Source organism: Parasphingopyxis algicola (assembly GCF_013378075.1).
Lineage (GTDB): Bacteria > Pseudomonadota > Alphaproteobacteria > Sphingomonadales > Sphingomonadaceae > Parasphingopyxis > Parasphingopyxis algicola.
The window spans coordinates 924,865-949,342 of sequence record NZ_CP051131.1; the positions used below are offsets into that span (position 1 = coordinate 924,865).

Consider the following 24,478-nt stretch of genomic DNA (forward strand, 5'->3'; position numbering starts at 1 on the left):
CTATCTAGACCTTTGGTAGAGCATGGCCAGCCCCTGAATGGTGAGGTCCGGCTCGATCACGTCGAATATGTCCGTATTCTCATCGAAAAGCTCGGCCAACCCGCCTGTGGAGACGACCTTGGCCGGGCGGCCGATCTCGGCCTTCATCCGGGCGACCAGGCCTTCGATCATCGCGACATAGCCCCAGAAAACCCCGATATGCATCTGGTCTTCGGTCGTCACGCCGATCACCGATTTCGTGTCTGTCGGCGCCTCGATCGCGATCCGAGGTAATTTGGCCGCGGCGCTGACCAGTGCATCGAGCGACAGGTTGATGCCCGGCGCGATGATCCCGCCCTTGTAGCTGCCCTCATAATCGACGACGTCGAAGGTCGTCGCCGTCCCGAAATCGACGACGATCAGGTCCTCGGGATGCAGGCTGTGGGCGGCGATCGCATTGACGACGCGGTCCGCGCCTACGGTATGCGGTTCGGGCACGTCGAGACGGATACCCCATTCGACCGGCGGCTGACCGGCGATGAGGGTCTCGGCATCGAAATATTTGGACGCCAGCACCTCGAGATTGTGCAGCGCGCGCGGAACGACGGTAGCGATGATGACCGTATCGACCGCCTTGGCGTCGAAACCCTCAAGCGTAATCAGATTGTGGAGCCAAACCGCATATTCGTCGCCCGTGCGGCGCGGATCGGTGGCGATACGCCAGCGGGCAACGATCTCGCCGTCCTTGACGAGCGCGAAGACGACGTTGGTGTTTCCGGCGTCGATGGCGAGCAGCATCCGGTCGGTCCTCACATCAGGAATACATCGCCGGCATGCATGACACGGACGGCCCCGTCCGCCAAGCGCAGACGCAACGCTCCGTCGTCGGTCAGGCCGTCGAAAATGCCCTCCAGCACATCGCTGGCGGGATCGTGAACGGTCAGCGCACTGCCGATGGCGTGGGCGTTGGCCAGCCAGCAATCGCGGATGGACGCCATGCCCTCGGTGCGCCACCGTGTCAGCCAAACCGCAAACCGTTCGGCGAGATCGCGCAGAAAGATGTCGGGCGCCGGCGCCATCGCATGGGCGGCAAGGCTGGTCACCGGCCGGTCGAGACCCGTGGGATGCTGCGCGAGATTGACACCGATCCCGACGACCACTGCATCGCCTTCGCGTTCGAGAAGAATCCCGGAGAGTTTCGCTCCATCGAGCAGCAGATCGTTCGGCCATTTGAGGAAGACGGCGTCCCGAAGGTCATCGGGCAAAAAGGCGCGCACCGCGTCGATCAGAGCAAGGGAGGCGACGAGCGCCAGGCCGGCAGGCGGTGGATCGTCCTGCCCCAAACGGACGAATGTGCTGGTGAACAGATTGCCCGACACCGAGTCCCAGGCCCGACCCTGGCGGCCACGTCCGGAATTCTGACGCTCGGCACGCAGCCAGAAACCTTCCGCCTCACCCTTCCGGGCGAGCGCCATCACATCGTCATTCGTCGAGCCGGTCTCGGCAACGGTCTGGATGCGAATGGTCACATTCTAGAAAAGCGCTGCCGCTGCGTTACCGGCCGTCAGCGCCAGAAACGGCACGAGCAGATAACCGAGCGGCGACACTGCTGCCGCGGTGACTGCGATCAACCCGTTCTCGACGACCGAATTGGCAGGCGCATAGGCGGGTGCGGCATCGTCGAAATAGATCGTCTTGATGATCCGCAGATAATAATAGGCGCCGATCACCGAGAGCGCGATGCCGATCACCGCGAGCGGGAACAGTCCGGCGGCCACGGCCGCATCGAAAACCAGGAACTTGCCCCAGAAACCGAGCAGCGGCGGAATGCCGGCCAGGCTGAACATGAAGATCGCGAAAGCCGCAGCGAGCGCCGGCTGTGACTTGGACAACCCCGAAAGGCTCGCAATATCCTCGACCGGGCGTCCTGTCCCATCCCGCATCTGCAGAACACACAGGAAGCTGCCGAGCGTCATAACGAGATAGATGGCCATGTAGGACATGGTCGCCGCGACGCCCGCTTCGGTGCCGGCGGCGAGACCGATCAGCGCGAAGCCGATATTGTTGATCGAGCTGTAGGCAAGCAGGCGCTTGATATTGGATTGGCCGATCGCGGCAACCGCGCCGAGCGCGATCGAGGCCAACGCAACAAAGATCACGATCTGCTGCCAGGCATCGGTCGCCGGAGCGAGCGCGTCGAACATCACGCGGATCGACAGGGCGACGGCGGCGATCTTGGGGGCCGAGGCGAAAAAGGCGGTGACCGGCGTCGGCGCGCCTTCGTAGACGTCCGGCGTCCACATGTGGAACGGGACGGCACTGATCTTGAACGCAAGGCCCGCAAGCACGAAGACGAGACCGAACAACTCGCCGGTCGACATGCCGGCCGCGACGGCCGTCGCTATCCCGGCATAGCTGGTCGTCCCGGTAAAGCCGTAAAGCAGCGACACGCCGTAGAGCAGGATGCCGCTCGCCAGCGCGCCGAGGACGAAATATTTAAGGCCCGCCTCGGCCGAGCGCGTGTCCTGCCGCATGAAGCTCGCGAGCACATAGGCGGCGAGGCTCTGCATCTCGAGGCCGATATAGAGCATCATCAGATCGCCCGACGACACCATGAAGCCCATGCCGAGCGCGGAAAACAGGATCAGTACCGGATATTCGGCGCGCATCTCGTTGCGATGATCGAAGAAGCGCGGCGCCATCAGAATGGCGATCGCCGCGGCCGCGTAGATCAGCACCTTCGAGAAGGTCGAAAATGCGTCGGCGACATAGAGACCGCCGAACACCGCGCCCGCATTGCCGGCCGGGCCGAGCAGGGACAGACCGCAGGCGATCAGCATCAGCACTGCATAGATGCTAACCCGGCGGGCCACGTCGGGCTTCTTGCTGAAGGCGGCAACGAGCAGCAGGTCGGTCGCGCCGAGCGTCAGGATCAGCTCGGGCAGGACTACGAGGAGACTTTGCCAAATGGTCATCAGTGCGCCCCCTCCGCTGCATGGCCGCTGCCATGGCCGTCACCATGCTCCGCCTCGATCGGCATGCCCGCGCCCATGGCGAGCTGCGCGTCACCCGGCGGGTTGGCGCGTTCGATCCGGGCGAGCAAAGTGCCGACATCGTCGCGGATCGGTGCGAGGAAGCTTTCCGGGTAGACACCCATCCAGAGAACGACGGCGGCGATCGGCCCGAGCGTCGCCAGCTCGCGCACCGAGAGGTCGGGCATCGCCTTCACATCTTCCTTTTCGAGCTCGCCGTAGCAGATGCGCCAGTAGAGATAGAGCATATAGGCCGCGCCGAGGATGATGCCTGTCGTGCAGACGAACGCGACCCAGCTGTTCGCCTCATAGGCCCCGACCAGACTCAGAAATTCCCCGACGAACCCGCTCGTGCCCGGCAGCCCGACCGAGGCCATGGTGAACAGCATGAAGAGCAGCGCATATTTGGGCATATTGTCGCTGAGGCCCCCGTAACGCTCGATCTCGCGGGTATGGAGCCGATCGTAGATGACGCCGACGCAGAGGAAGAGCGCGCCCGAGACGAGGCCGTGCGACAGCATCACGATCATCGCGCCTTCGATGCCCTGCCGATTGAAGGCGAACAAACCGATCGTGACGAACGCCATGTGCGCGACCGATGAATAGGCGATCAGTTTCTTCATGTCCTGCTGCACGAGCGCGACGAGCGAGGTGTAGACGACCGCGACCATCGACAGGCCGAAAATCACCCAGACGAGTTCGGCCGAGGCTTCCGGGAACATCGGCAGCGAGAAACGGATAAAGCCGTAACCGCCCATCTTCAGCAGCACGCCGGCGAGAATCACCGAGCCGGCGGTCGGCGCCTGGACGTGGGCATCGGGCAGCCAGGTATGAACCGGCCACATCGGCATCTTCACCGCGAAGCTCGCGAAGAAAGCCAACCAGAGCCAGTTCTGCGCACCGCCCGGGAAATCATATTCCATGAGCGCCGGGATGTAGGATGTGCCCGCTTCCTGCACCATCCACAGCATCGCGATCAGCATCAGCACCGAGCCGAGCAGTGTGTAGAGGAAGAATTTATAGCTGGCGTAGATCCGGTCCTTGCCGCCCCAGATGCCGATGATGAGGTACATCGGAATGAGGCCCGCCTCGAAGAAGATATAGAAGAGGAACAGGTCCTGCGCGGTGAACACGCCGATCATCAGCGATTCCATGAGCAGGAACGCCGCCATATATTCGGGCACACGCGTCTTGATCGCCTGCCAGCTCGCGAGGATGCAGATCGGCATGAGGAATACCGAGAGCATGATCAGCATCAGCGCGATGCCGTCGATGCCCATCGCCCATGAGAAACGCCCGAAAATCGGATAGTTCTCGACGAATTGCCATTGCGGCCCGCCAATCTCGTACGTCACCCAGAGCAGGATGCCGAGCGCAAAGGTCAGCAGGGTCGTGCCGAGCGCCACGATGCGCGCCATCTCGGCCTTGCGATCGCCCTCGCCCGGCCAGATCAGGCAGAGCAAGGCGCCTGCCAGCGGCAGGCCGATCATCATCGACAGGACAGGAAAATCGAGCTGGTTCATGCCACCCCGCAAATGTCGAGCGAAGTCGAGACACGTGTCCGAGCGTAGCCGATGTACAGCGCGACGCAGCTGACAATATCAGCAACGGCCCGTTTATGCTGAGCGAAGTCGAAGCACTGTATCGAGCGCAGTCGAGATACTGTTAGGGTACGCGTTCTCGGCTCCGCTCGAACGTGTCCCTCGACTACGCTCGGGATAATCGGAGAAAAACGCACCCTCATCGTGTGATCGCCCAGGTTGCGGCCGCCGCCAGGCCGATCAGCATGACGAGCGCATAGGTGTAGAGATATCCGGACTGGAAGCGCCGCGTGACGCCACTGCCGCTGGCGACGAGCGCCGAGACGCCGTCAGGCCCGAACCGGTCGATGAAACCCTTGTCGCCGCGCTTCCACAGGAAACGGCCGATGGCAAAGGCGGGCCTGACGAAGATCAGATCATAAAGCTCGTCGATATACCATTTGTTGTAGAGGAAGGCATGCAGCAGCCGGAACTGGTCGACGAATTTCTGCGGCCAGTCGGTGTAGCGGATATAGGCGAGCCAGGCGATGGCGAGGCCGACCAGCATCACGGCGCCCGGCGCATATTTCACCCAGGTCGGGACCTCGTGGATCGCGTGCAGCAGATGCGTGTCGAGCGCGATGCTGCCGGCCCAGAAGATCTCGCCCTGCTCGGCATAGCCGAACGGATAATAGAAGAGATAACCGGCCAGGATCGCGCCGAGCGACAGCACGCCGAGCGGGATCAGCATCGACCAGGGGCTTTCATGCGGATGATAGCCGCCGGTTGCGTCTTCGGCGGTTTCCGGCGTCTTGTGCACGCTATGCTGGATATGCTCGCTGGTGATCCAGCGCGGCTTGCCGAAGAAGGTCAGGAAGATCAGCCGCCAGCTGTAGAAGCTCGTCAATAACGCGGCGAAGACAAGCGTGAAGAAGGCGATGCCGCCCATTTCCGTGGCGCTCGCGAACGCTGCCTCGATAATCAGGTCCTTCGAATAAAAGCCGGCAAAACCGAATATGCCGACGATACCGACACCGGTGATCGAGAGCGTGCCAATGATCATCGCCCAGAAGGTCAGCGGAATTTCCTTCCGCAGCGCGCCATAGTGCCGCATGTCCTGCTCGTGATGCATGGCGTGGATGACCGAGCCTGCGCCAAGGAACAGCAGCGCCTTGAAGAAGGCGTGGGTGAACAGGTGGAACATCGCGATGCCGTATGCGCCGACGCCGGCCGCAACGAACATGTAACCGAGCTGCGAACAGGTCGAATAGGCGATGACGCGCTTGATATCCATCTGCGCCGTACCGACCGTCGCGGCAAAAAACGCGGTGAGCAGGCCGAAGAATGTGACGACGGCCAGCGCCATGTCACTGGTCTCGAACATCGGCGAAAGGCGGCAGACCATGAACACGCCGGCGGTCACCATCGTCGCCGCATGGATCAGCGCGGAGACCGGCGTCGGGCCCTCCATCGCATCCGGCAGCCAGGTATGCAGACCGAACTGGGCCGATTTGCCCATCGCGCCGATGAAGAGGAGCAGGCAGAGCAGGGTCATCGTGTCGACGCGATAGCCGAGAAAGCCGATCGTCGATCCGGCCATGGCGGGCGCGGCCTCGAGAATCTCGGGAATCGAGACCGTACCGAAGACGAGGAATGTTCCGAAAATCCCGAGCGAAAAACCGAAATCGCCGACGCGGTTGACGACGAATGCCTTGATCGCGGCGGCATTGGCGCTGGGCTTGTGATACCAGAAACCGATGAGGAGATAGGAAGCGAGGCCCACCCCCTCCCAGCCGAAGAACATCTGCACCAGATTGTTCGACGTTACGAGCATCAGCATCGCGAAGGTGAACAGCGAGAGATAGGCGAAGAAGCGCGGCTGGTCCGGGTCGTCCTCCATATAGCCCCAGCTATAGAGGTGGACGAGCGCCGAAACCGTCGTGACGACGACGAGCATGACGGCGGTCAGCGTATCGACGCGCAGGCTCCAGGCGACGTCCATGTCGCCCGAGCGGATCCAGTCGAACACCGGCGCGACATAGGCCTGCTGCCCGCCGATCATGAAGTCGAGGAAGATCGGCCAGCTGAGCGCACATGCCACGAAAAGCGCGCCCGTCGTCAGCAGCTTGGCAACGAAATTGCCGAGCATCCGGTTGCCCAGACCCGCGACGATAGCCGCGAGCAGCGGCAGGAAGACGATGAGCTGGATCATGCTAGGTCAGCCCTTCATCCGGTTGACATCGTCGACGGCGATGGTGCCGCGGCCGCGGAAATAGATGACGAGGATGGCGAGCCCGATCGCCGCCTCGCCGGCAGCCACGGTCAGCACGAACATCGCGAACACCTGGCCGACGATATCGCCCAGAAACGCGCTGAACGCGACGAGATTGATGTTCACGGCCAGCAGGATCAGCTCGATCGCCATCAGGATGATGATGATGTTCTTCCGGTTGAGGAAGATGCCGAGTACGCCCATCACGAACAGGATCGCGCCGACGACGAGATAATGGCCGAGACCAATCATGCGACACTCCGCTCATGCTGAGCGAAGTCGAAGCACAACATCGAGCGAAGTCGAGATGTACTGTCACCGAGAGTTCTCGGCTCCGCTCGAACTGCTCTCTCGACTTCGCTCGGGGTCAACGGGCTGAACAAACCGATCATAGCTCGACCCCCTCGCCCACTTCAGGCTGCGTGTTGCGCGTCGCCTCTTCCGGGCGCCGCTTGATCTGCTTGGAAATGTTCTGCGGCCTTACCCCGCCGCGCTCGCGATGCGTCAGCACGATGGCCCCGACCATCGCGACGAGCAACACGATACCGGCGCCTTCGAACACGAGCAGATACCGGTCGTAGAGCGCCCGGCCTATCGCCTCGATGTTCGGCGTGTCGGGATCGATCGTCGCCATGCGGGTATCGGGACCGAGATCGGCGAAATTCCAGACGCCGATAACGAGGATCATCTCCGCCAGCAGCACCGCCGCTATCAGCAGCCCGAACGGCAGATAGCGCGTGAAACCGGCGCGCAGCGCGGCGAAATCGATATCGAGCATCATCACGACGAACAGGAACAGCACCGCGACCGCACCGACATAGACGATCACCAGCAGCATCGCGATGAATTCGGCGCCGACGAGCAGCATCAGTCCCGCCGCATTGAAGAAGGCGAGGATGAGCCAGAGTACCGAATGCACGGGGTTGCGCGACACGATGGTCAGCGCGCCCGACGCAACGACGATGCTTGCAAACAAGTAGAAGGCGAATGCCTGAATCACGATTTGTCCTGGACCCCTTTGAGAATCGGCTGCGGCTTAGCGATAGGGCGCATCGGCGGCAAGGTTCGCGGCGATCGCGCGCTCCCATTTGTCGCCATTGGCCAGCAATTTGTCCTTGTCGTAGAGCAGCTCCTCCCGCGTTTCCGTAGCGTATTCGAAATTCGGCCCCTCGACGATCGCATCGACCGGACAGGCTTCCTCGCACAGCCCGCAATAGATGCATTTCGTCATGTCGATATCGTAACGCGTCGTACGACGGCTGCCGTCCTCCCGCGGTTCGGCCTCGATCGTGATCGCCTGGGCCGGGCAGACCGCCTCGCACAGCTTGCAGGCGATGCAGCGCTCCTCGCCGTTCGGGTAGCGGCGCAGCGCATGCTCGCCGCGAAATCTCGGCGAGATCGGGTTCTTCTCATACGGATAGTTGATCGTCGCCTTGGGCTTGAAGAAATATTTGAGCGTCAGGACATGCGCCTTGACGATTTCCCAGAGCGTGAAGGATTTGATGAAATGGGCGACACTCGTCACAGCACGCCTCCATATCTTGTCAGCATGAGATAGCCGGAGACCAGCACGACCCAGATCAGCGACAGCGGCAGGAAGACTTTCCAGCCCAGCCGCATCAGCTGGTCATAGCGGTAGCGCGGCACGGTCGCCTTCACCCAGCTGAAGATGAAGAAGAAAATCAGGATCTTGAGGAAGAACCAGAAGATGCCCGGAATCGCGTAGAGCGGTGCCCAGTCGACCGGGGGCAGCCAGCCGCCCCAGAAGAGCACGGCGTTGAGCGCGCACATCAGGATGACGTTGCCGTACTCGCCGAGCCAGAAGAGCGCGAAGGACATGCTCGAATATTCGGTCTGATAGCCTGCGACGAGTTCGGATTCGGCCTCGGTCAGATCGAACGGCGCGCGCGCCGTCTCCGCCATGGCCGAGATCAGGAAGACGACCGCCATCGGGAAGAGCAGCGGGTTGAACGCGAAGCCGTTGATGAAACCGAACACATGGCCCTGCTGCGCCAAGATGATATCCTGCAGATTAAACGTGCCGGCCCACATCACCACCGCGAGCAATACGAAGCCGATCGAGACCTCGTAGCTCACCATCTGCGCCGCGGCCCGAAGGGCGGAGTAGAAAGGATATTTGGAGTTGGACGCCCAGCCCGCGATCACCACGCCGTAGACGCCCAGCGAACTCGCCGCGAGAACGTACAAAAGCCCGACATTGATATCGGCAAGCACCATGTTCGGACCGAACGGGATCACGGCCCAGGCGATCAGCGCAACGGTGAAGGTGATGATCGGCGCGATCAGGAACAGGCCCTTGTTCGCGCTCGTCGGCAGGATCGTTTCCTTGAGAAAGACCTTCAGCCCGTCGGCGAAACTCTGCAGCAGCCCGAACGGCCCGACGACGTTGGGGCCGCGCCGGAGCGCGATCGCCGCCCAGATCTTGCGGTCGGCATAGATGATCATCGCAATCGCCAGCATCAGCGGGAAGGCGATCAGCAGGATGAGGATCGTCGTGCCGGCGAACCAGCCCAGGCCGAAGCCGAGCATTTCCTGGAACCATGCGGTCATTCGGCAGCCTCCGCGAATGTTTCGCCATGGATCAGTTCGGCCGAGCAGCGCTGCATCGTCTCGCTGGCGCGGCAGATCGCATTGGTCAGGTAGAAATCCTGGATCGGCAGGGCGATCACGCCGCTCGGGGCGTCGCCCGAAAGCTTCGGCGGCGCCCATTCATATTCGGCCAAGCCTTCATCGGCGAGCGCCGGGAATTCCGACGCGATCGCATTGCGCAGCTGGTCGAGCGTATCGAAGGGCAGCGGCTTGCCGAGCGCGTCGGAAAGCGCGCGGAAGATCGTCCAGTCCTCGCGCGCGTCGCCGGGCGGGAAGACGGCCCGATTGCCGCGCTGGACCCGGCCCTCGAGATTGACCCAGGTGCCGCTCTTCTCGGCGTAGGAAGCCCCGGGCAGGATGACGTCGGCATGAGCCGCGCCCTGCTCGCCATGATGGCCGACATAGACCTTGAATGCGCCGTCGAACGTGTCGAAATCGATGCCGTCCGCACCGAGCAGGAACAGCAGTTCGGGCTTGGTCGCCGCGATATCGGCGACGCCGCCCGGCTGCGCCCAGCCCAGCATCAACCCGCCCATGCGCCCGGCGGAGATGTGAAGGACATTATAGCCGTTCCAGCCCGCCTGTCCTGAGCCTGTCGAAGGGCGGACGAGATCGAGGCGTTCGATGAGCGCCAGCGTCGCCGCCTGCAGCCCCGGCACCATCAGCCCGCCGCCGCCGAGGATCAGCGCGGGCCGTTCGGCGCCCTTGAGCGCCTCGGCCACTTCGGCGGGCAGATCGGCGGCCAGCGCGGCATCGTCGCCCAGCCAGGTCACCGGATAGGTGAGATCGACCTCGGGGCCGATCGCGAAGACCTTCGCCCCTGCCTTCACCGCCGTGCGGATGCGCGTGTTGACGAGCGGCGCTTCCCAGCGCGGATTGGTGCCGACGAGCAGAATCGCATCGGCGTCCTCCAGCCCCGCGATCGTCGTGTTGAAGTTGACCGCGGCGAGATTGCTCGCATCGTAATCCATGCCGTTCTGCCTGCCCTCGATCAGCGTCGAGCCCAGCCCTTCGAGCAGCTTCTGTGCCGCATACAGCGCTTCGACCTCGACCAGATCGCCGCCGATCGCCGCCACCTTGCTCCCGGCCTTCTTCGCGGCATCGGCGATCGCGGCAAAAGCGTCGGCCCAGCTTGCCGGTTCCAGCTGGCCGTTCCGGCGCACATAGGGCTTGTCGAGGCGGTTCTTGTACAGCCCGTCCACCGCATGGCGCGTCTTGTCGCTCGCCCATTCCTCGTTGACATCGTCATTGATCCGCGGGAGCGCGCGCAGCACTTCCCGGCCCCGGCTGTCGAGCCGCACATTGGTGCCGACCGCGTCCATCACGTCGATCGACGGCGTCTTCCTGAGTTCCCAAGGCCGCGCCTCAAAGGCATAGGGCGCGGCGGTCAGAGCGCCGACCGGGCAGAGATCGACGACATTGCCGGAGAGCTCGCTCTTGGCCGCATGTTCGAGATAGGTCGTGATCTCCATATTCTCGCCGCGCCCGACCGCGCCGATTTCCTCGACACCTGCCACTTCCTGCGCAAAGCGGACGCAGCGCGTGCAATGGATGCAGCGCGTCATGATCGTCTTGATCACGGGCCCCATGTACTTTTCGGTGACCGCGCGCTTGTTCATCTCGTACCGCGTAAACCCTTTGCCATAGGCCATGGCCTGGTCCTGCAGGTCGCATTCGCCGCCCTGGTCGCAGATCGGGCAATCGAGCGGGTGGTTGATGAGGAGAAACTCCATCACCCCTTCGCGCGCCTTCTTGACCATCTCCGTCGTCGTGAAGATTTCCTGGCCCTCGGCGGCCGGCAGCGCGCAACTCGCCTGCGGCTTGGGCGGCCCGGGCTTCACCTCGACCAGACACATCCGGCAATTGCCGGCGATCGACAGCCGCTCGTGATAGCAGAAGCGCGGAATTTCCTTGCCCGCCAGCTCGCACGCCTGCAACACGGTCGCGCCGTCGGGAACTTCGATCTCGGTGCCGTCTACGGTGACTTTAGGCATTAGTCTCACTCACTGGAAACCGAACCCGTTCTTTCCATTCAATCAATAATGCTTCCATTTCGGCGGACACATTTTTCTGACCGGTAAGTTCGTTCGTTTCCTCTTGAAAAGCACCAAGGTGCACAAATCCGACTCCCATTGCATTTTCGGATACTTCACCTTCCTCATAAGCTCTTTGGAGCAACACAGCCTTCAAAAGTCGTTTGCTCGCTGGAAGCTCATTGATGTGGAATATCGTTCCTCCAGCCTTAGGGCCTCTCTCCAAGACGTTGGCATATTGGCCATAAAGGCCGTCAATCTCGACAGTCTTTGGCTCTCGCTTGAACAAGCTCATGCTACCGCCTCCTCCGTCATTGCGAGCGAAGCGAAGCAATCCAGAGCGGCTAGTGATTGCTCTTGCGGCTCTGGATTGCCGCGTCGCCCCGAAACAAGTTCGGGCCTCCTCGCAATGACGTGTTGAGGCACACGGACCATTACTCCGCCGCCTCCATCATCTCGCCGTCGCCCTGCCCCGCATATTCGCGGATGCGCCGTTCCAACTCCGGCCGGAAGTGACGGATCAGGCCCTGGATCGGCCACGCGGCCGCATCGCCGAGTGCGCAGATGGTATGGCCCTCGACCTGCTTGGTGACCTCATGGAGCATATCGATATCGGCGATGTCCGCCTTGCCTTCGCGCAGCCGCTCCATCATCCGCCACATCCAGCCCGTGCCCTCACGGCACGGCGTGCACTGGCCGCAGCTCTCATGTTTGTAGAAATAGGAAATGCGGCTGATCGCGCGGACGATATCGGTCGACTTGTCCATGACGATCACGGCTGCGGTGCCAAGGCCCGACTGCACCTCCTGCAGCCCGTCGAAATCCATCGGGCAGTCGATAATCTGCTCGGCCGGCACCAACGGCACGGACGAACCGCCCGGGATGACCGCGAGCAGATTATCCCAGCCGCCCGTAATTCCGCCCGCATGCTTGTCGATCAGCTCGCGGAACGGGATGCCCATCGCCTCCTCGACGACACAGGGCTTTTCGACATGGCCGGAAATCTGGAAGAGCTTTGTGCCCTCATTCTTCTCGCGTCCGATCCCGGCAAACCAGCTGGGCCCGCGCCGCAGGATCGTCGGGACGACTGCGATGCTCTCGACATTGTTGACCGTGGTCGGGCAGCCATAAAGGCCCGCGCCCGCCGGGAATGGCGGCTTCAGGCGCGGCTGGCCCTTCTTGCCCTCGAGGCTTTCGAGCAGAGCGGTTTCCTCGCCGCAGATATAGGCGCCCGCGCCGCGATGGACGAAGACGTCGAAATCATAGCCCGAGCCGCAGGCATTCTTGCCGATGAAACCCTTATCGTAAGCCTGTTGAACGGCGGCGAAGAGCGTCTCGGCCTCGGCGATGAATTCGCCGCGGATGTAAATATACGCCGCCCGAGCGCGCATCGCGTAACCCGCGAGCAGCGCCCCCTCGATCAGCTTCTGCGGATCGTGCCGGATGATCTCGCGGTCCTTGCAGCTTCCCGGCTCGGATTCATCGGCATTGATGACGAGGAAGCTCGGGCGCCCGTCCTTGCTTTCCTTCGGCATGAACGACCATTTGAGACCGGTCGGGAAGCCCGCGCCGCCGCGCCCGCGCAGACCTGACGTCTTGATCTCGTCGACAATGCCGTCCTGGTCCTTTTCCAGAAGCCGCTTGGTTCCATCCCAGTCGCCGCGCTTGATCGCCGCGTCGATATCCCATGGCTGGAAGCCATAGACATTGGTGAAGACGCGATCCTTGTCGTCAAGCATTGCGCGACCTCATCCAGCGAATGAACAGATACCAGATCGGCGCCGCGATCAGCGAGGCGACGACGTGGCGGACGATATTGCGCGTCGGCTCGATACCGAAAACCAGCACATCGATGACGATGTTCACCGCGAGGAAGACGACCACAAAGGTGATCGTCGCCTGGACGAGCGTCATCGAGGAAAAGGGTCCGCGCCGCGCCGCCATCATTTCGCCGCCTCGGCCATGTGTTTGAGCGTCGTCGGGCCGCCTTCGGGGCAACTCGCCTGCCGGCCCGTCTGTGGGCCCCGCGTCACCTCTTCGCCATTGCTCAGTTTTTCGAGGATATCGGTCATGATGTCATAGTCGAGATCTTCGAAATTATCGTCGTTGATCTGGACCATCGGCGCGTTCGCGCAGGCGCCCAGGCATTCCACCTCGGTCAGGGTGAACATGCCGTCGGGCGTCGTCTTGCCCTTGACCATGCCCTTGTTCTTGCACGCGGCCATGACATCGTCCGAGCCGCGCAACATGCAGGGCGTCGTGCCACAGAGCTGGACGTGGAAGCGCCCGACCGGCACGAGATTGTACATCGTGTAGAAGGTCGCGACCTCATAGGCGCGCATGTACGGCATATCGAGCTCGGCCGCGACGAACTCGATCACCGGGACGGGCAGCCAGCCCTGCGTATCGGTTTCCGCGCCGACCTGCCGCTGGGCGAGATCGAGCAGCGGCATCACGGCCGACGCCTGCCGCCCTTCCGGATAGCGCGCGATGATTTCCTTCACCTTGGCCGCATTCTCGTCGGTCCAGGCGAAATTCCCCCAGCGCTCGCGGATCTTCTCGTTTTCGAGCGCGGTGTCCGTCGAGGATTGGGAGAGTTTATCGTCGGGAAGGATCGTCATGGCCGAACCTCCTCAAGATCCTTCCCTCTAAGGGAAGGTGGCAGCCCGCAGGGCTGACGGAAGGGTGTCAACGCCTCAACGTGGCGTCCGATCACAAACGGGGACACCCCTCCACCTCTCGCTGCGCGAGCGGTCCCCCTCCCCCATTGGGGGAGGATTTTGAAGAACATATCGTCCAGGAGGCCAGCCATCAGATCGCCTCCAGCTTTTCGCGGGTGCGGGCGGACGGATTGACGCCGGTGTTCGGTTCGCCCGCTCGGTCCATGATCATCACGTGCGCTTCGTTTTCGCAGAAGGGCCGATGTTCGACGCCCGCCGGCACGACGATCATCTCGCCACGCTTGAGGTGCTGGACGCCGTTGCGAAACTCGATATCGAGCGTGCCTTCGAGCACGAGAAACAGTTCGTCCGTATCGGCATGGCTATGCCAGTCGAAATCGCCCTTGAGCTTGGCGAGCCGGACTTCGTTGTCGTTGTACGTCGCCGCAATCCGCGGATTCCAGTGGTCCGAGAATTGGGAAAGCTTGTCGGCGAGGTTGATGGTCGCAGGCGTCCTCACCGGTCGCACTCCCCGAATACGACGTCGATCGCGCCGAGAATGGCGGTCGCGTCGGCGAGCATATGGCCCTTGCACATGAAATCCATGGCCTGGAGATGCGAAAAGGCGGTCGGGCGGATCTTGCAGCGATAGGGTTTGTTCGTCCCGTCGCTGACCAGATAGACGCCGAACTCGCCCTTGGGGCTTTCGGTCGCGACATAGACCTCGCCCGCGGGCACGTGGAATCCCTCGGTATAGAGCTTGAAGTGGTGGATCAGCGCCTCCATCGACTGTTTCATCTCGGCGCGCTTGGGCGGGACGATTTTGCGGTCGAGGCTCGCGACCGGGCCTTCGGGCATTTCGTTGATGCATTGCCGCATGATCCGCGCCGACTGACGGATTTCCTCGACGCGCACCATGAAGCGATCATAGCAATCGCCGCTGGTGCCGACGGGCACGTCGAACTCCATTCGGTCGTACACGTCATAGGGCTGCGACTTGCGCAGGTCCCAGGGAATGCCAGAGCCGCGGATCATCGGACCGGAAAAGCCCCACTTGACCGCATCGTCCTTCGAGACGACGGCGATATCGACGTTGCGCTGCTTGAAGATGCGGTTGTCGACGACGAGGCTCATCGCGTCTTCGAAGAGCTTCGGGAATGTGTCGAGCCAGTCGGCCATATCGGCGATCAGCTTGGGCGGCAGGTCCTGATGGACGCCGCCCGGCCGGAAATAGGCCGCGTGCATGCGCGCGCCCGAAGCGCGTTCATAGAAAGCCATCGCCTGTTCGCGGATCTCGAACAGCCAGATATTGGGCGTCATCGCGCCGACATCCATCACATGGCTGCCGAGATTGAGGCAGTGGTTAAGGATGCGCGTCAGCTCGGCAAAAAGCACGCGGATATACTGGCCGCGCAGCGGCACCTCGAGATCGAGCAGCTTCTCGATGGCGAGCACATAGCTGTGCTCCATGCACATCGGCGAGACGTAATCGAGGCGATCGAAATAAGGCAGCGCCTGCAGATAGGTCTTGTGTTCGATCAGCTTTTCGGTGCCGCGATGGAGCAGGCCGACATGGGGATCGACGCGTTCGACGATCTCGCCGTCCAGCTCCATGACGAGGCGGAGCACGCCGTGCGCGGCCGGATGCTGAGGGCCGAAATTGATCGTGTAGTTGGAAATCTCGACATCGCCGACGGTCGGGTCGGCCGCGTCGGTCTTGCCCTGAATTTCTTCGAGATACTCAGCCATCAGGCGTCACCTCCCGGCTTGTCGGGCTCGTCCGACTGTTCGGCGGCCTTGGCGTCGGCCTTGGGCCCTGCGCCCGTGTCTTTCGGGCTGTCCGTCACTTTCGGCGTGTCGACGTCCGGCTCGCCTTCGGCCTTTTCGTCGCCCGGCAGGATATAGTCGGCGCCCTCCCAGGGACTCATGAAGTCGAAGGTCCGGAAATCCTGGGCGAGCTCGACCGGCTCGTAGATCACGCGTTTATGCTCTTCGGAATAGCGCATCTCGACATAGCCAGTGAGCGGAAAGTCCTTGCGGAACGGATGGCCACGAAAACCGTAGTCCGTCAGGATGCGCCTGAGGTCCGAGTTCCCGTCGAACAGCACGCCATACATGTCGAACACTTCGCGCTCGAGCCAACCGGCGACCGGCCAGATATCGGTGATGCTCGGCACGGGTGTTTCTTCGTCCGCCGAAACCTTGATGCGAATGCGATGATTGCGGGTCAGCGACAGCAGGTGGTAGCAGACCTCGAACCGCTCGGGTCGCTCGGGATAATCGACCCCGGCAATCTCCATCAGTTGCTGATATTCGAGGCCCGGAGTGTCGCGCAGCGCAATCATCACGTCGGCCAGCGCGTCGCGCCGGACGGTGACGGATATTTCCTCGACAGCCTCCTGCGCAGAAACGAGATCGTCGCCGAGCGCGGCCTTGACCGCGTCGATCACGCCCTCGTTGGAGGCGATGACAGGAGCCGGGGACGCCATAGACCTAGCGTTCTATCGTTCCGACGCGGCGGATCTTCCGCTGCAGCTGCATGACGCCGTAGAGCAACGCCTCGGCGGTCGGCGGGCAGCCCGGAACATAGATGTCGACGGGCACGATACGATCGCAGCCGCGCACGACGCTGTAACTGTAATGATAATAGCCGCCGCCATTGGCGCAGCTGCCCATCGAGATCACATAGCGCGGCTCGGACATCTGATCGTACACGCGGCGCAGCGCGGGTGCCATCTTGTTGCAGAGCGTTCCCGCCACGATCATTACGTCCGACTGGCGCGGACTGGCGCGCGGCGCGACACCGAACCGTTCCATATCGTAGCGCGGCATGTTGACCTGGATCATTTCGACCGCGCAGCAGGCGAGCCCGAACGTCATCCACCAGAGCGAACCGGTGCGCGCCCATTGGAACAGTTCTTCGGTCGACGTGACGAGGAAGCCCTTGTCCGCCACTTCCGCGTTGATGTCCTTCAGGAAACCGGGATCTGGCAAAGTACCCGCCGGCGGAGGAGAATTGAGGTCTACTCCCATTCGAGCGCTCCCACTTTCCAGGCATAGGCGAGGCCGATGCCGAGCTCGGCGAGGAAGATCATCATCGCGAACCAGGCCACCCAGCCGAGGTCGAACACCGTAACCGCCCAGGGAAACAGGAACGCCGCCTCGAGATCGAAAATGATGAACAGGATGGCGACCAGATAGAAGCGCACATCGAACTGGCTGCGCGAATCCTCGAACGCGGGAAAGCCGCATTCATATTCGGTCAGCTTGTTCGGATAGGGCTTGGCCACGCCTGTGAGCTTCGCGACGATCATCGGCAGGACGACGAAGGCGATAGACAACAAAAGCGCGATCCCGAGAAACAGCAGGATCGGCAGATATTCGGCTAGATCGACGGCAATCGTTTCGGGCAACGTTCGGGACTCGCGGTCTGCGTGGATTTCGTGGCGCTTTTAGGAGGATGAGGCCATCGGGGCAAGGTCGGAAGGCCGCCAGTCGGCCGCTTTTTCTAGCCTCTCAAAGCGCCTGCGACGATCTTGTGCAGCCTGGAATGAATCGCGTCATTGGCCGCGAGAAATTCGCTGCGCTCCGAGTATTGGCTACCGCCCCGGAAATCGGTCACGAAACCTCGCGCTTCACGGACAATCAGTATGCCTGCCGCAACGTCCCAAGGCTGCAAGTCCGCTTCCCAGAAACCGTCATAACGGCCCGCCGCCAGCCAGGCGAGATCGAGCGATGCAGCGCCAAAACGGCGGATACCCGCGACTTGCGGGGCAACTGCATTGAAGATCGCGTTGAACTGGTCGAGATTGCCATGGCCCTTGAACGGAATGCCGGTCGCGATCAGCGCCTCGTTCAGATTGCGACGCGCCGACACCTGCAGGCGGCGATCGTGGAGATAGGCACCGCGATCCTTTTCGGCCCAGAACAGATCGTCGGTGAGCGGTTGATAGACCATGGCGGCGCTGGTCTCGCCCCATCCGCCGTCGGGCCTGGGTTCCTGTACTGCAATCGAGATTGCAAAATGCGGAATCCCGTGAAGGAAGTTCGACGTGCCGTCGAGCGGGTCGATGACCCAGCGAGGCTTCCCCTCCTCGCCTTCGATCTCGCCGGCTTCTTCGAGCAGGAAACCCCAGCCGGGCCGGACCTGCAACAGCTCGTCATACAGAATCCGCTCGGCGCGCTGATCGGCCTTGGACACGAAATCGGCGGGACCCTTTTGGGATACCTGCAGATGTTCGACTTCGCTGAAGTCGCGCGCGAGGCTGCGCCCGGCCTTGCGGGCGGCGCGGTCCATGACGGTAATGACTGCGGAACGGGCTGGCATAGTTTCTTTCCCGCGCTCCAACGGAACGCGCTTATCCGGAGCGGTTAATCCGCCTTTTTCACATATTCCTGCGCATAGACATCGACGACGATGCGCGTGCCCGACGTGATATGCGGCGGCACCATGACGCGCACGCCATTGTCGAGGATAGCGGGCTTGTAGGACGAGGAAGCGGTCTGCCCCTTCACCACGGCATCGGCCTCGACGATCTCGGCCTCCACCTGGTCGGGAAGCTGAACCGAAATCGGCTTCTCCTCATAGAGCTCCAGCATGACGTCCATCCCGTCCTGCAGGAACGCCACAGCGTCACCGAGCATATCGGACGGCAGTTCGATCTGCTCGTAGCTTTCCTTGTCCATGAAGGTCAGCATGTCGCCATCGGCGAACAGGAACTGGTATTCGCGCGTGTCGAGCCGCACCTTCTCGACGGTCTCGGCCGAACGAAAGCGGACGTTATTCTTGCGGCCATCGATGAGGTTCTTCATCTCGACCTGCATATAGGCCCCGCCCTTGCCGGGTTGCGTATGCTGGATCTTCACGGCGCGCCACAGGCCGCCCTCATATTCGATGATATTGCCGGGACGAATGTCCACGCCGCTGATCTTCATGGGTATCTCACTAGTTTCGAAAGAGCCGGCGCGGCCTCTAACAGCAGGAGCGCAACGCCACAAGCGGCGAACGGCTGTCGCATCCGTCCAATACAGCCAAATACCGCTCCAGTAGAGAAAATCGCGTCAGGCAGAGGTGATTCCCATGCTACCGAGCAAAGATCGTTTCCCGCGCGCCGCCGGTCTTTTTGGCCGGATTGCCGGCATGCCTGCTCGGATCAGGGACCGACGTGACATTTCGCCCGATGTCCCGAGCCCCGACAGCTATCGCAAAATGCTGTTGCGCAATGCGGTCGCCTTTACCGTAGGCCGGCGCGAGGATCCTGATCGGGACCTCTAGACGCCGAGGATTTCGGCAAACGCGCTGACACCGGCCGCCTCGCCGTCCGGATGCTTCCAGACCGCGCCGCTCACGGCGAGAAAATCCGCGCCGGCATCGACCAGCGGTTGTGCATTCTCGGCCGTAATGCCGCCGATCGCGACGCAGGGCAGCACGAACATCGTCGACCACCAGGTCAGGATTTCAGGATTCGACCGGTGCGTCGTCTCCTTGGTGTCGCTCGGGTAGAAGGCGCCGAACGCCACATAATCGGCGCCCGCCTCACCGGCCTCCATCGCGAAATGGCGACTGTCGTGACAGGTCGCCCCGATCTGCGCGTCCCGGCCCAACAACGCGCGTGCCTCGGCAATATCGCCATCGGATCGGCCGATATGAACGCCGTCAGCGCCGAGCCGGGCGGCCAGATCAGCCCGATCGTTCAGGATGAAAGCGCAACCCCGCTCGGCGCAAATCGGCATAAGCCTCTCGGCCATTGCAAGAACGGCTTCGTCATCCGCCTGTTTCATCCGCAACTGAAACGCCGCAACGGGGCCGGCGCCAAGAGCGCGCGCGAGCCGGTCCGGGAAATCGTCACCGGGATCGGGCGGCGAGACCAGGTAGAGCTGGCAGAGCTGGTCGGTGGCATCGGTCATGCGAGACGCCGATCAGTCCTTGACGACAGACGCCCGGTAAATCTTGTCGATCGCCGCGCCGAGCGTGCGGTCGAACTCGCCATCGTCCATGTCATGGCGCAGATCCTGCAACAGCGCACGTGAGAAGCTCGCGATCATGCCGTCATTCTTCGCCAACTCGGCACAGGCTTCCTCCTGCGAGAAGCCACCCGATAGCGCTACAATGCGCGCGACACGCGGATGCGCGACGATGGAGTCATACAGTCCCGCTTCCGCCGGGATCGACAGTTTGAGCATGACCTGCCGATCCCCGGGCAGCGCATCGAGCTCCTTGGTAAGCTCATCCTTGAGGATCGCGTCGGCCGCCGCGCGTTCCGGGCTCTTGATCGATACTTCCGGCTCGATGATCGGCATCAGCCCATGATCGATGATCCGGTTACCGACCGCGAACTGCTGCTCGACGATGGCCGCGATTCCGCTTGGGGACGCCAGATTGATCACCGAACGCATCTTGGTCCCGAAAACGCCCTTCGCCTTGGCCCGTTCGAGCAGGGCATCCAGGTCAGGCATCGGTTTCATCAGCTGGACGCCGTCGGCTTCGGCTTCGAGACCCTTGTCTACCTTGAGAAACGGAACGATGCCGCGCTCCCAGAGCAGCGTCGGCACCGGCTTGCCATCGGCCTCGCCGTCCATCGTCATCTCGAACAGGATCGCGCCGATAACCTTGCCGTTGCCGAAGGACGGCGCGGTGATGATCCGTTGGCGCATCTGGTGGATCAGCGCGAACATCTCGTCCTCGTTGGAATAGGCATCCTCTCCGATGCCGAACCCTTTCAACGCCTTGGGCGTCGACCCGCCGCTCTGATCGAGCGCGGCGATAAACCCATCGCCCTTTTTGATCTGCTGCATCATCTTGGGATCTGACATCGATGGGGTGTCCTCTTGGTTCGCACGAATCTCGCGGGCCTGATAGTAGAGGCCGGGGCCATGGGCAACGGGGAGCGTGTAACCATGGTCGATGCCGCCGCGAACCGGCGGTCCGGGAGGACAATTGATGCTGAACGATATCCAGGAACAGCTTTGCAGCGACAACCAGACCGACTTCAGCGATCTCAAGGCGCTGATCCTGAACTGCACCCTCAAGAAATCGCCCGAGCCGTCGCACACGGATACGCTGCTCGAAATGGTGGAGACGATTTTCACCAGGAACGGGGTTCAGTGCGAGAATATCCGGCCGGCCGATTATGACATCGCCTTCGGCGTCTATCCGGACATGACCCAGCATGGATGGGACACGGACGACTGGCCAAAGATCTGGCCCGAGGTCGCCGAGGCCGAAATCCTGATCATCGGTACGCCGATCTGGCTCGGCGAAAAATCGTCGGTCGCCACGCAGGTGATCGAGCGGCTTTACGGGCATTCCGGGGAAACCAACGACAAGGGTCAGTATTTCTTCTACGGCAAGGCCGGGGGTTGCATCATCACCGGCAATGAAGACGGCATCAAGCATTGCGCGATGGGCATTCTCTACGCGCTCCAGCATATCGGCTACACAATCCCGCCCCAGGCCGATGCCGGCTGGATCGGCGAAGCGGGGCCGGGCCCGTCATATGGCGACGAGCGGGACGATGGCAGCCATGCCGGCTTCGACAACGAATTCACCCGCCGCAACACGACCTTCGCGACCTGGAATCTCATGCATTATGCGCGGATGCTGAAAGATGCCGGCGGCGTTCCGGCGCACGGCAATCAGCGGACCGCCTGGGACGCGGGCTGCCGGTTCGATGCGCCCAATCCCGAACATCGCTAGGGGGTTATGCCCGATCTCTTGCCGGTGGCCATGGCGGCCCCTTGAGCTCGATCACATTCCCTTCGGGATCGTCGAGATAGATGCTCGGTCCATCGCCTTCCGCACCATAGCGGGAGACGATCTCGGCATTGTCGATACCGTGGGACGATAGATGCGCGCGGATCGCGTCCTCGTTCCACGGGCTGACCCGCAGGCAGACATGATCGACATTATGGCCCTCGGCCTCGGGCGGGCGGCCGCCCTTGGCACCGAGCACGCCGTCTACCGGCACCAGGTCGATCAGCGACGCACCGATCCGCAACTGCCAAAGGCCGATCTCGTCATTCCGCTTTTCGAGCCGCGCGCCGATCACATCAATGTAGAATTGGGCAACGCGATCAATGCCTTTCACGCGAAAGACGACATGATCGATGGCCGTAACGTTGATCATCCCGTCCGTTCGAGCGCCTTCACACCCGGCAGCTCCTTGCCTTCCATCCATTCGAGAAAGGCGCCGCCTGCGGTCGAGATAAAGCTGAAGTCGTCCGCCACTCCCGCATGATTGAGCGCGGCGACCGTATCTCCGCCCCCGGCAACCGAGACCAGCGAGCCTTCGCGGGTCAGCGCCGCCGCGGTCTGCGCCAGCGCAACCGTCGCCGTATCGAACGGCGGTGTTTCGAATGCCCCGAGCGGACCGTTCCAGACCAGCGTCCGGCAGGTCTTCAGGACATCGGCCAGCGCTTCGACCGCCGACGGTCCGATGTCGAGGATCATTTCGTCAGAGGCGACTTCATGGACATTGACCGTCCGGATGGGTGGATTGGCGGTGAATTCCTTCGCGACGACAACATCATAGGGCAGATGCACCGTACAATCGGCGGCGTCGGCGGCTTCGAGGATCCTACCCGCGGTATCGGCAAGATCATGCTCGCATAGAGACTTGCCGACATCGACGCCCCGCGCGGCGAGGAACGTGTTCGCCATCCCGCCACCGATGATCAGATGATCGACCTTCGTCACGAGATGCTCGAGCACGGCAAGCTTGGTCGAGACTTTCGCGCCCCCGACGACCGCCGCAACGGGGTGTTCGGGATTGCCGAGCGCCGTTTCCAGCGCGTCGAGTTCCGCCTGCATCGCGCGACCCGCATAGGCCGGGAGATGGTGCGCCAGCCCTTCGGTCGTCACATGGGCGCGATGGGCCGCGGAAAAGGCATCGTTCACGTAGAAATCGCCGAGCGCGGCCATGCCATCGGCCAGCGCGGCGTCGTTCCTCGTTTCCCCTGCATGAAAGCGGGTGTTTTCGAGGATCGCAATATCGCCGGCCGACAATTGGTCGATCATCGCGGATGCGTCCTCGCCCACGCAATCCGGGACGAAGGTAACTGGACGTCCCACCAGGTGCGACAAAGGCTGGGTGAGCTGGGCGAGCGACAGGCTGGGGTCTGCCGCGCCCTTTGGCCGTCCGAAATGGGCGAGCAGCAGGACGATCGCGCCCTTGTCGGAAAGTTCGGCGATCGTCGGAATGGCGGCGCGCAGGCGGGTATCGTCGCTAACCGCGCCGTCCGCCATGGGCACGTTGAAATCAACCCGGACGAGAGCGCGCTTGCCGCCGGCCTCACCCAGATCGTCGAGCGTCCGAAATGACGTCATGACGTCAATCCCTTCGTTTCCCTGAAATCCGGCGTTTACAGCAGTCCCGCCATCACGCTGGCGGTGTCGATCATGCGGTTCGAGAAACCCCATTCATTGTCGTACCAGCTGACGACGCGCGCAAGCTTGCCTTCGAGCACCGCGGTTTCGAGGCTGTCGACCGTCGAGCTGGCCGGATAATGGTTGAAGTCCGACGAAACGAGCGGCTGCTCGGTATAGTCGAGTACGCCCTTCATCGGACCATCGGCGGCGGTCTTGAGCGCCGCGTTCAGTTCTTCGACCGAGGTATCGCGACCCGGCGTGAAGACGAGATCGATCAGCGACACATTGGGTGTCGGCACGCGCACCGAGCTGCCGTCGAGCTTGCCGTTCAGTTCGGGCAGGACCAGGCCGACCGCACGCGCCGCGCCCGTGGTCGTCGGGATCATGTTCTGCGCCCCGCCGCGCGCCCGGCGCATGTCGGAATGCATCTGATCGAGCATGCGCTGATCGTTGGTGTAGCTGTGGATCGTCGTCATGAAACCGCGCTCGATCCCGACCGTGTCGTTAAGCACCTTGGCGACCGGCGCCAGGCAATTCGTCGTGCAGCTCGCATTGGACACGATGACGTCTTCGGCGGTCAGGCTGTCATGATTGACGCCGTACACGACCGTCTTGCTGACATTCTTCGCCGGAGCGGAGATCAGGACGCGCTTGGCGCCGGCGGTCAGATGCGGCTCGGCCGCTTCGTGCGACTGGAAGAAGCCCGTGCATTCGAGGACCATATCGACGCCCATATCGCCGTGCGGCAGATTGCCCGGTTCGCGCTCGGATGTCGCGACGATGGTCTTGCCGTTGACGGTGATGCTATCGTCGCCCGCCGTCACTTCGCCCGGAAAACGGCCATGCGTCGAATCATACTGGAAAAGCAGCGCATTCGCCTTGGCATCGGCCAGATCGTTGATCGCGACGAGTTCGAAATCGTGATCGTCCCGTTCGAGCATCGCCCGGGCAACCAGCCGGCCGATCCGTCCGAAACCGTTAATCGCTACTTTGATAGCCATGGAA

The 24,478-nt window shown here is 62.3% G+C and carries 28 protein-coding genes; 2 read left to right on the plus strand and 26 right to left on the minus strand.

Going from position 1 to position 24,478, the window contains the following annotated elements; genetic code table 11:
* From HFP57_RS04555 to efp, 21 genes are all read right to left on the minus strand, one after another.
* Entirely contained in the window at positions 1-777 is a 777-nt protein-coding gene (locus HFP57_RS04555) for a type III pantothenate kinase (protein WP_176871147.1), read from the minus strand.
* Between the two features lie 11 nt (positions 778-788).
* The gene (locus tag HFP57_RS04560; RefSeq protein ID WP_343045256.1) at positions 789-1,508 is read right to left on the minus strand and encodes a biotin--[acetyl-CoA-carboxylase] ligase; all 720 of its coding nucleotides are present in this window, start codon (positions 1,506-1,508) and stop codon (positions 789-791) included.
* 3 nt (positions 1,509-1,511) lie between these two features.
* Positions 1,512-2,954, minus strand: coding sequence for an NADH-quinone oxidoreductase subunit NuoN (nuoN, locus tag HFP57_RS04565; RefSeq protein WP_176868683.1), 1,443 nt, complete (start codon positions 2,952-2,954; stop codon positions 1,512-1,514).
* Entirely contained in the window at positions 2,954-4,534 is a 1,581-nt protein-coding gene (locus tag HFP57_RS04570; RefSeq protein ID WP_176868684.1) for an NADH-quinone oxidoreductase subunit M, read from the minus strand. Before HFP57_RS04570 ends, nuoN begins: the two co-directional genes overlap by 1 nt.
* Before the next feature lie 217 nt (positions 4,535-4,751).
* A complete protein-coding gene (gene nuoL, locus HFP57_RS04575; RefSeq protein WP_176868685.1) occupies positions 4,752-6,743 on the minus strand; it encodes an NADH-quinone oxidoreductase subunit L in 1,992 nt (663 codons plus the stop codon).
* Positions 6,744-6,749: 6 nt separating this feature from the next.
* Positions 6,750-7,055: an NADH-quinone oxidoreductase subunit NuoK gene (gene nuoK / locus HFP57_RS04580; RefSeq protein ID WP_116234903.1), complete on the minus strand. Its 306-nt coding sequence runs from the start codon at positions 7,053-7,055 to the stop codon at positions 6,750-6,752.
* A gap of 136 nt (positions 7,056-7,191) precedes the next feature.
* Positions 7,192-7,803: an NADH-quinone oxidoreductase subunit J gene (locus HFP57_RS04585; protein ID WP_176868686.1), complete on the minus strand. Its 612-nt coding sequence runs from the start codon at positions 7,801-7,803 to the stop codon at positions 7,192-7,194.
* A 36-nt stretch (positions 7,804-7,839) separates the two neighbouring features.
* Positions 7,840-8,328, minus strand: a complete 489-nt coding sequence (gene nuoI, locus HFP57_RS04590; RefSeq protein ID WP_176868687.1) for an NADH-quinone oxidoreductase subunit NuoI — start codon at positions 8,326-8,328, stop codon at positions 7,840-7,842.
* The gene (gene nuoH / locus HFP57_RS04595; protein WP_176868688.1) at positions 8,325-9,374 is read right to left on the minus strand and encodes an NADH-quinone oxidoreductase subunit NuoH; all 1,050 of its coding nucleotides are present in this window, start codon (positions 9,372-9,374) and stop codon (positions 8,325-8,327) included. Before nuoH ends, nuoI begins: the two co-directional genes overlap by 4 nt.
* Positions 9,371-11,407 (minus strand): NADH-quinone oxidoreductase subunit NuoG, encoded by a 2,037-nt coding sequence (gene nuoG, locus HFP57_RS04600; protein WP_176868689.1) that lies wholly within the window; start codon positions 11,405-11,407, stop codon positions 9,371-9,373. Before nuoG ends, nuoH begins: the two co-directional genes overlap by 4 nt.
* Positions 11,400-11,741, minus strand: a complete 342-nt coding sequence (locus HFP57_RS04605) for a hypothetical protein (RefSeq protein ID WP_176868690.1) — start codon at positions 11,739-11,741, stop codon at positions 11,400-11,402. Before HFP57_RS04605 ends, nuoG begins: the two co-directional genes overlap by 8 nt.
* A gap of 139 nt (positions 11,742-11,880) precedes the next feature.
* Positions 11,881-13,185, minus strand: a complete 1,305-nt coding sequence (gene nuoF / locus HFP57_RS04610) for an NADH-quinone oxidoreductase subunit NuoF (protein ID WP_176868691.1) — start codon at positions 13,183-13,185, stop codon at positions 11,881-11,883.
* The gene (locus HFP57_RS04615) at positions 13,178-13,390 is read right to left on the minus strand and encodes a hypothetical protein (RefSeq protein WP_176868692.1); all 213 of its coding nucleotides are present in this window, start codon (positions 13,388-13,390) and stop codon (positions 13,178-13,180) included. The genes nuoF and HFP57_RS04615 overlap by 8 nt, the downstream gene beginning before the upstream one ends.
* Positions 13,390-14,067 carry a complex I 24 kDa subunit family protein gene (locus HFP57_RS04620; RefSeq protein WP_176868693.1) on the minus strand — a complete coding sequence of 226 codons (678 nt, stop codon included), beginning with the start codon at positions 14,065-14,067 and terminating at the stop codon, positions 13,390-13,392. The genes HFP57_RS04615 and HFP57_RS04620 overlap by 1 nt, the downstream gene beginning before the upstream one ends.
* A 190-nt stretch (positions 14,068-14,257) precedes the next feature.
* On the minus strand, positions 14,258-14,626 hold the full coding sequence (locus HFP57_RS04625) for a cupin domain-containing protein (RefSeq protein ID WP_176868694.1): 369 nt from the start codon (positions 14,624-14,626) through the stop codon (positions 14,258-14,260).
* Complete coding sequence (locus tag HFP57_RS04630; RefSeq protein WP_176868695.1) at positions 14,623-15,855, minus strand: NADH-quinone oxidoreductase subunit D; 1,233 nt, start codon at positions 15,853-15,855, stop codon at positions 14,623-14,625. The genes HFP57_RS04625 and HFP57_RS04630 overlap by 4 nt, the downstream gene beginning before the upstream one ends.
* A complete protein-coding gene (locus HFP57_RS04635; RefSeq protein ID WP_176868696.1) occupies positions 15,855-16,595 on the minus strand; it encodes an NADH-quinone oxidoreductase subunit C in 741 nt (246 codons plus the stop codon). The genes HFP57_RS04630 and HFP57_RS04635 overlap by 1 nt, the downstream gene beginning before the upstream one ends.
* A 4-nt stretch (positions 16,596-16,599) precedes the next feature.
* Positions 16,600-17,139 (minus strand): NuoB/complex I 20 kDa subunit family protein, encoded by a 540-nt coding sequence (locus HFP57_RS04640; RefSeq protein WP_176868697.1) that lies wholly within the window; start codon positions 17,137-17,139, stop codon positions 16,600-16,602.
* Positions 17,130-17,519: an NADH-quinone oxidoreductase subunit A gene (gene ndhC, locus HFP57_RS04645; RefSeq protein ID WP_425500727.1), complete on the minus strand. Its 390-nt coding sequence runs from the start codon at positions 17,517-17,519 to the stop codon at positions 17,130-17,132. Before ndhC ends, HFP57_RS04640 begins: the two co-directional genes overlap by 10 nt.
* A gap of 95 nt (positions 17,520-17,614) precedes the next feature.
* Positions 17,615-18,433, minus strand: coding sequence for an inositol monophosphatase family protein (locus tag HFP57_RS04650; protein WP_176868698.1), 819 nt, complete (start codon positions 18,431-18,433; stop codon positions 17,615-17,617).
* A gap of 44 nt (positions 18,434-18,477) precedes the next feature.
* Complete coding sequence (efp, locus tag HFP57_RS04655; protein ID WP_176868699.1) at positions 18,478-19,041, minus strand: elongation factor P; 564 nt, start codon at positions 19,039-19,041, stop codon at positions 18,478-18,480.
* A gap of 145 nt (positions 19,042-19,186) precedes the next feature.
* Here efp and HFP57_RS04660 point away from each other — a divergent pair, with 145 nt between their 5' ends.
* Complete coding sequence (locus tag HFP57_RS04660; protein ID WP_176868700.1) at positions 19,187-19,381, plus strand: hypothetical protein; 195 nt, start codon at positions 19,187-19,189, stop codon at positions 19,379-19,381.
* On the opposite strand, the gene thiE is transcribed toward HFP57_RS04660, so the two are convergent.
* Positions 19,378-20,013 carry a thiamine phosphate synthase gene (thiE, locus tag HFP57_RS04665; RefSeq protein ID WP_176868701.1) on the minus strand — a complete coding sequence of 212 codons (636 nt, stop codon included), beginning with the start codon at positions 20,011-20,013 and terminating at the stop codon, positions 19,378-19,380. The two genes, HFP57_RS04660 and thiE, sit on opposite strands and share 4 nt — an antisense overlap.
* A 12-nt stretch (positions 20,014-20,025) precedes the next feature.
* Complete coding sequence (locus HFP57_RS04670) at positions 20,026-20,919, minus strand: fructose bisphosphate aldolase (protein WP_176868702.1); 894 nt, start codon at positions 20,917-20,919, stop codon at positions 20,026-20,028.
* A 127-nt stretch (positions 20,920-21,046) separates the two neighbouring features.
* On the opposite strand from HFP57_RS04670, the gene HFP57_RS04675 reads away from it, so the two are divergent.
* Positions 21,047-21,802, plus strand: a complete 756-nt coding sequence (locus HFP57_RS04675; RefSeq protein ID WP_176868703.1) for a flavodoxin family protein — start codon at positions 21,047-21,049, stop codon at positions 21,800-21,802.
* Between the two features lie 4 nt (positions 21,803-21,806).
* Here the strand turns inward: HFP57_RS04675 and HFP57_RS04680 are convergent, their stop codons facing one another.
* From HFP57_RS04680 to gap, 3 genes are read right to left on the minus strand one after another with little or no spacing between them, the layout of a single operon-like run.
* The gene (locus tag HFP57_RS04680; RefSeq protein ID WP_176868704.1) at positions 21,807-22,232 is read right to left on the minus strand and encodes a VOC family protein; all 426 of its coding nucleotides are present in this window, start codon (positions 22,230-22,232) and stop codon (positions 21,807-21,809) included.
* The gene (locus tag HFP57_RS04685; RefSeq protein WP_176868705.1) at positions 22,229-23,431 is read right to left on the minus strand and encodes a phosphoglycerate kinase; all 1,203 of its coding nucleotides are present in this window, start codon (positions 23,429-23,431) and stop codon (positions 22,229-22,231) included. Before HFP57_RS04685 ends, HFP57_RS04680 begins: the two co-directional genes overlap by 4 nt.
* A gap of 35 nt (positions 23,432-23,466) precedes the next feature.
* Positions 23,467-24,474, minus strand: coding sequence for a type I glyceraldehyde-3-phosphate dehydrogenase (gene gap / locus HFP57_RS04690; protein WP_176868706.1), 1,008 nt, complete (start codon positions 24,472-24,474; stop codon positions 23,467-23,469).
* Positions 24,475-24,478: the final 4 nt, after the last annotated feature.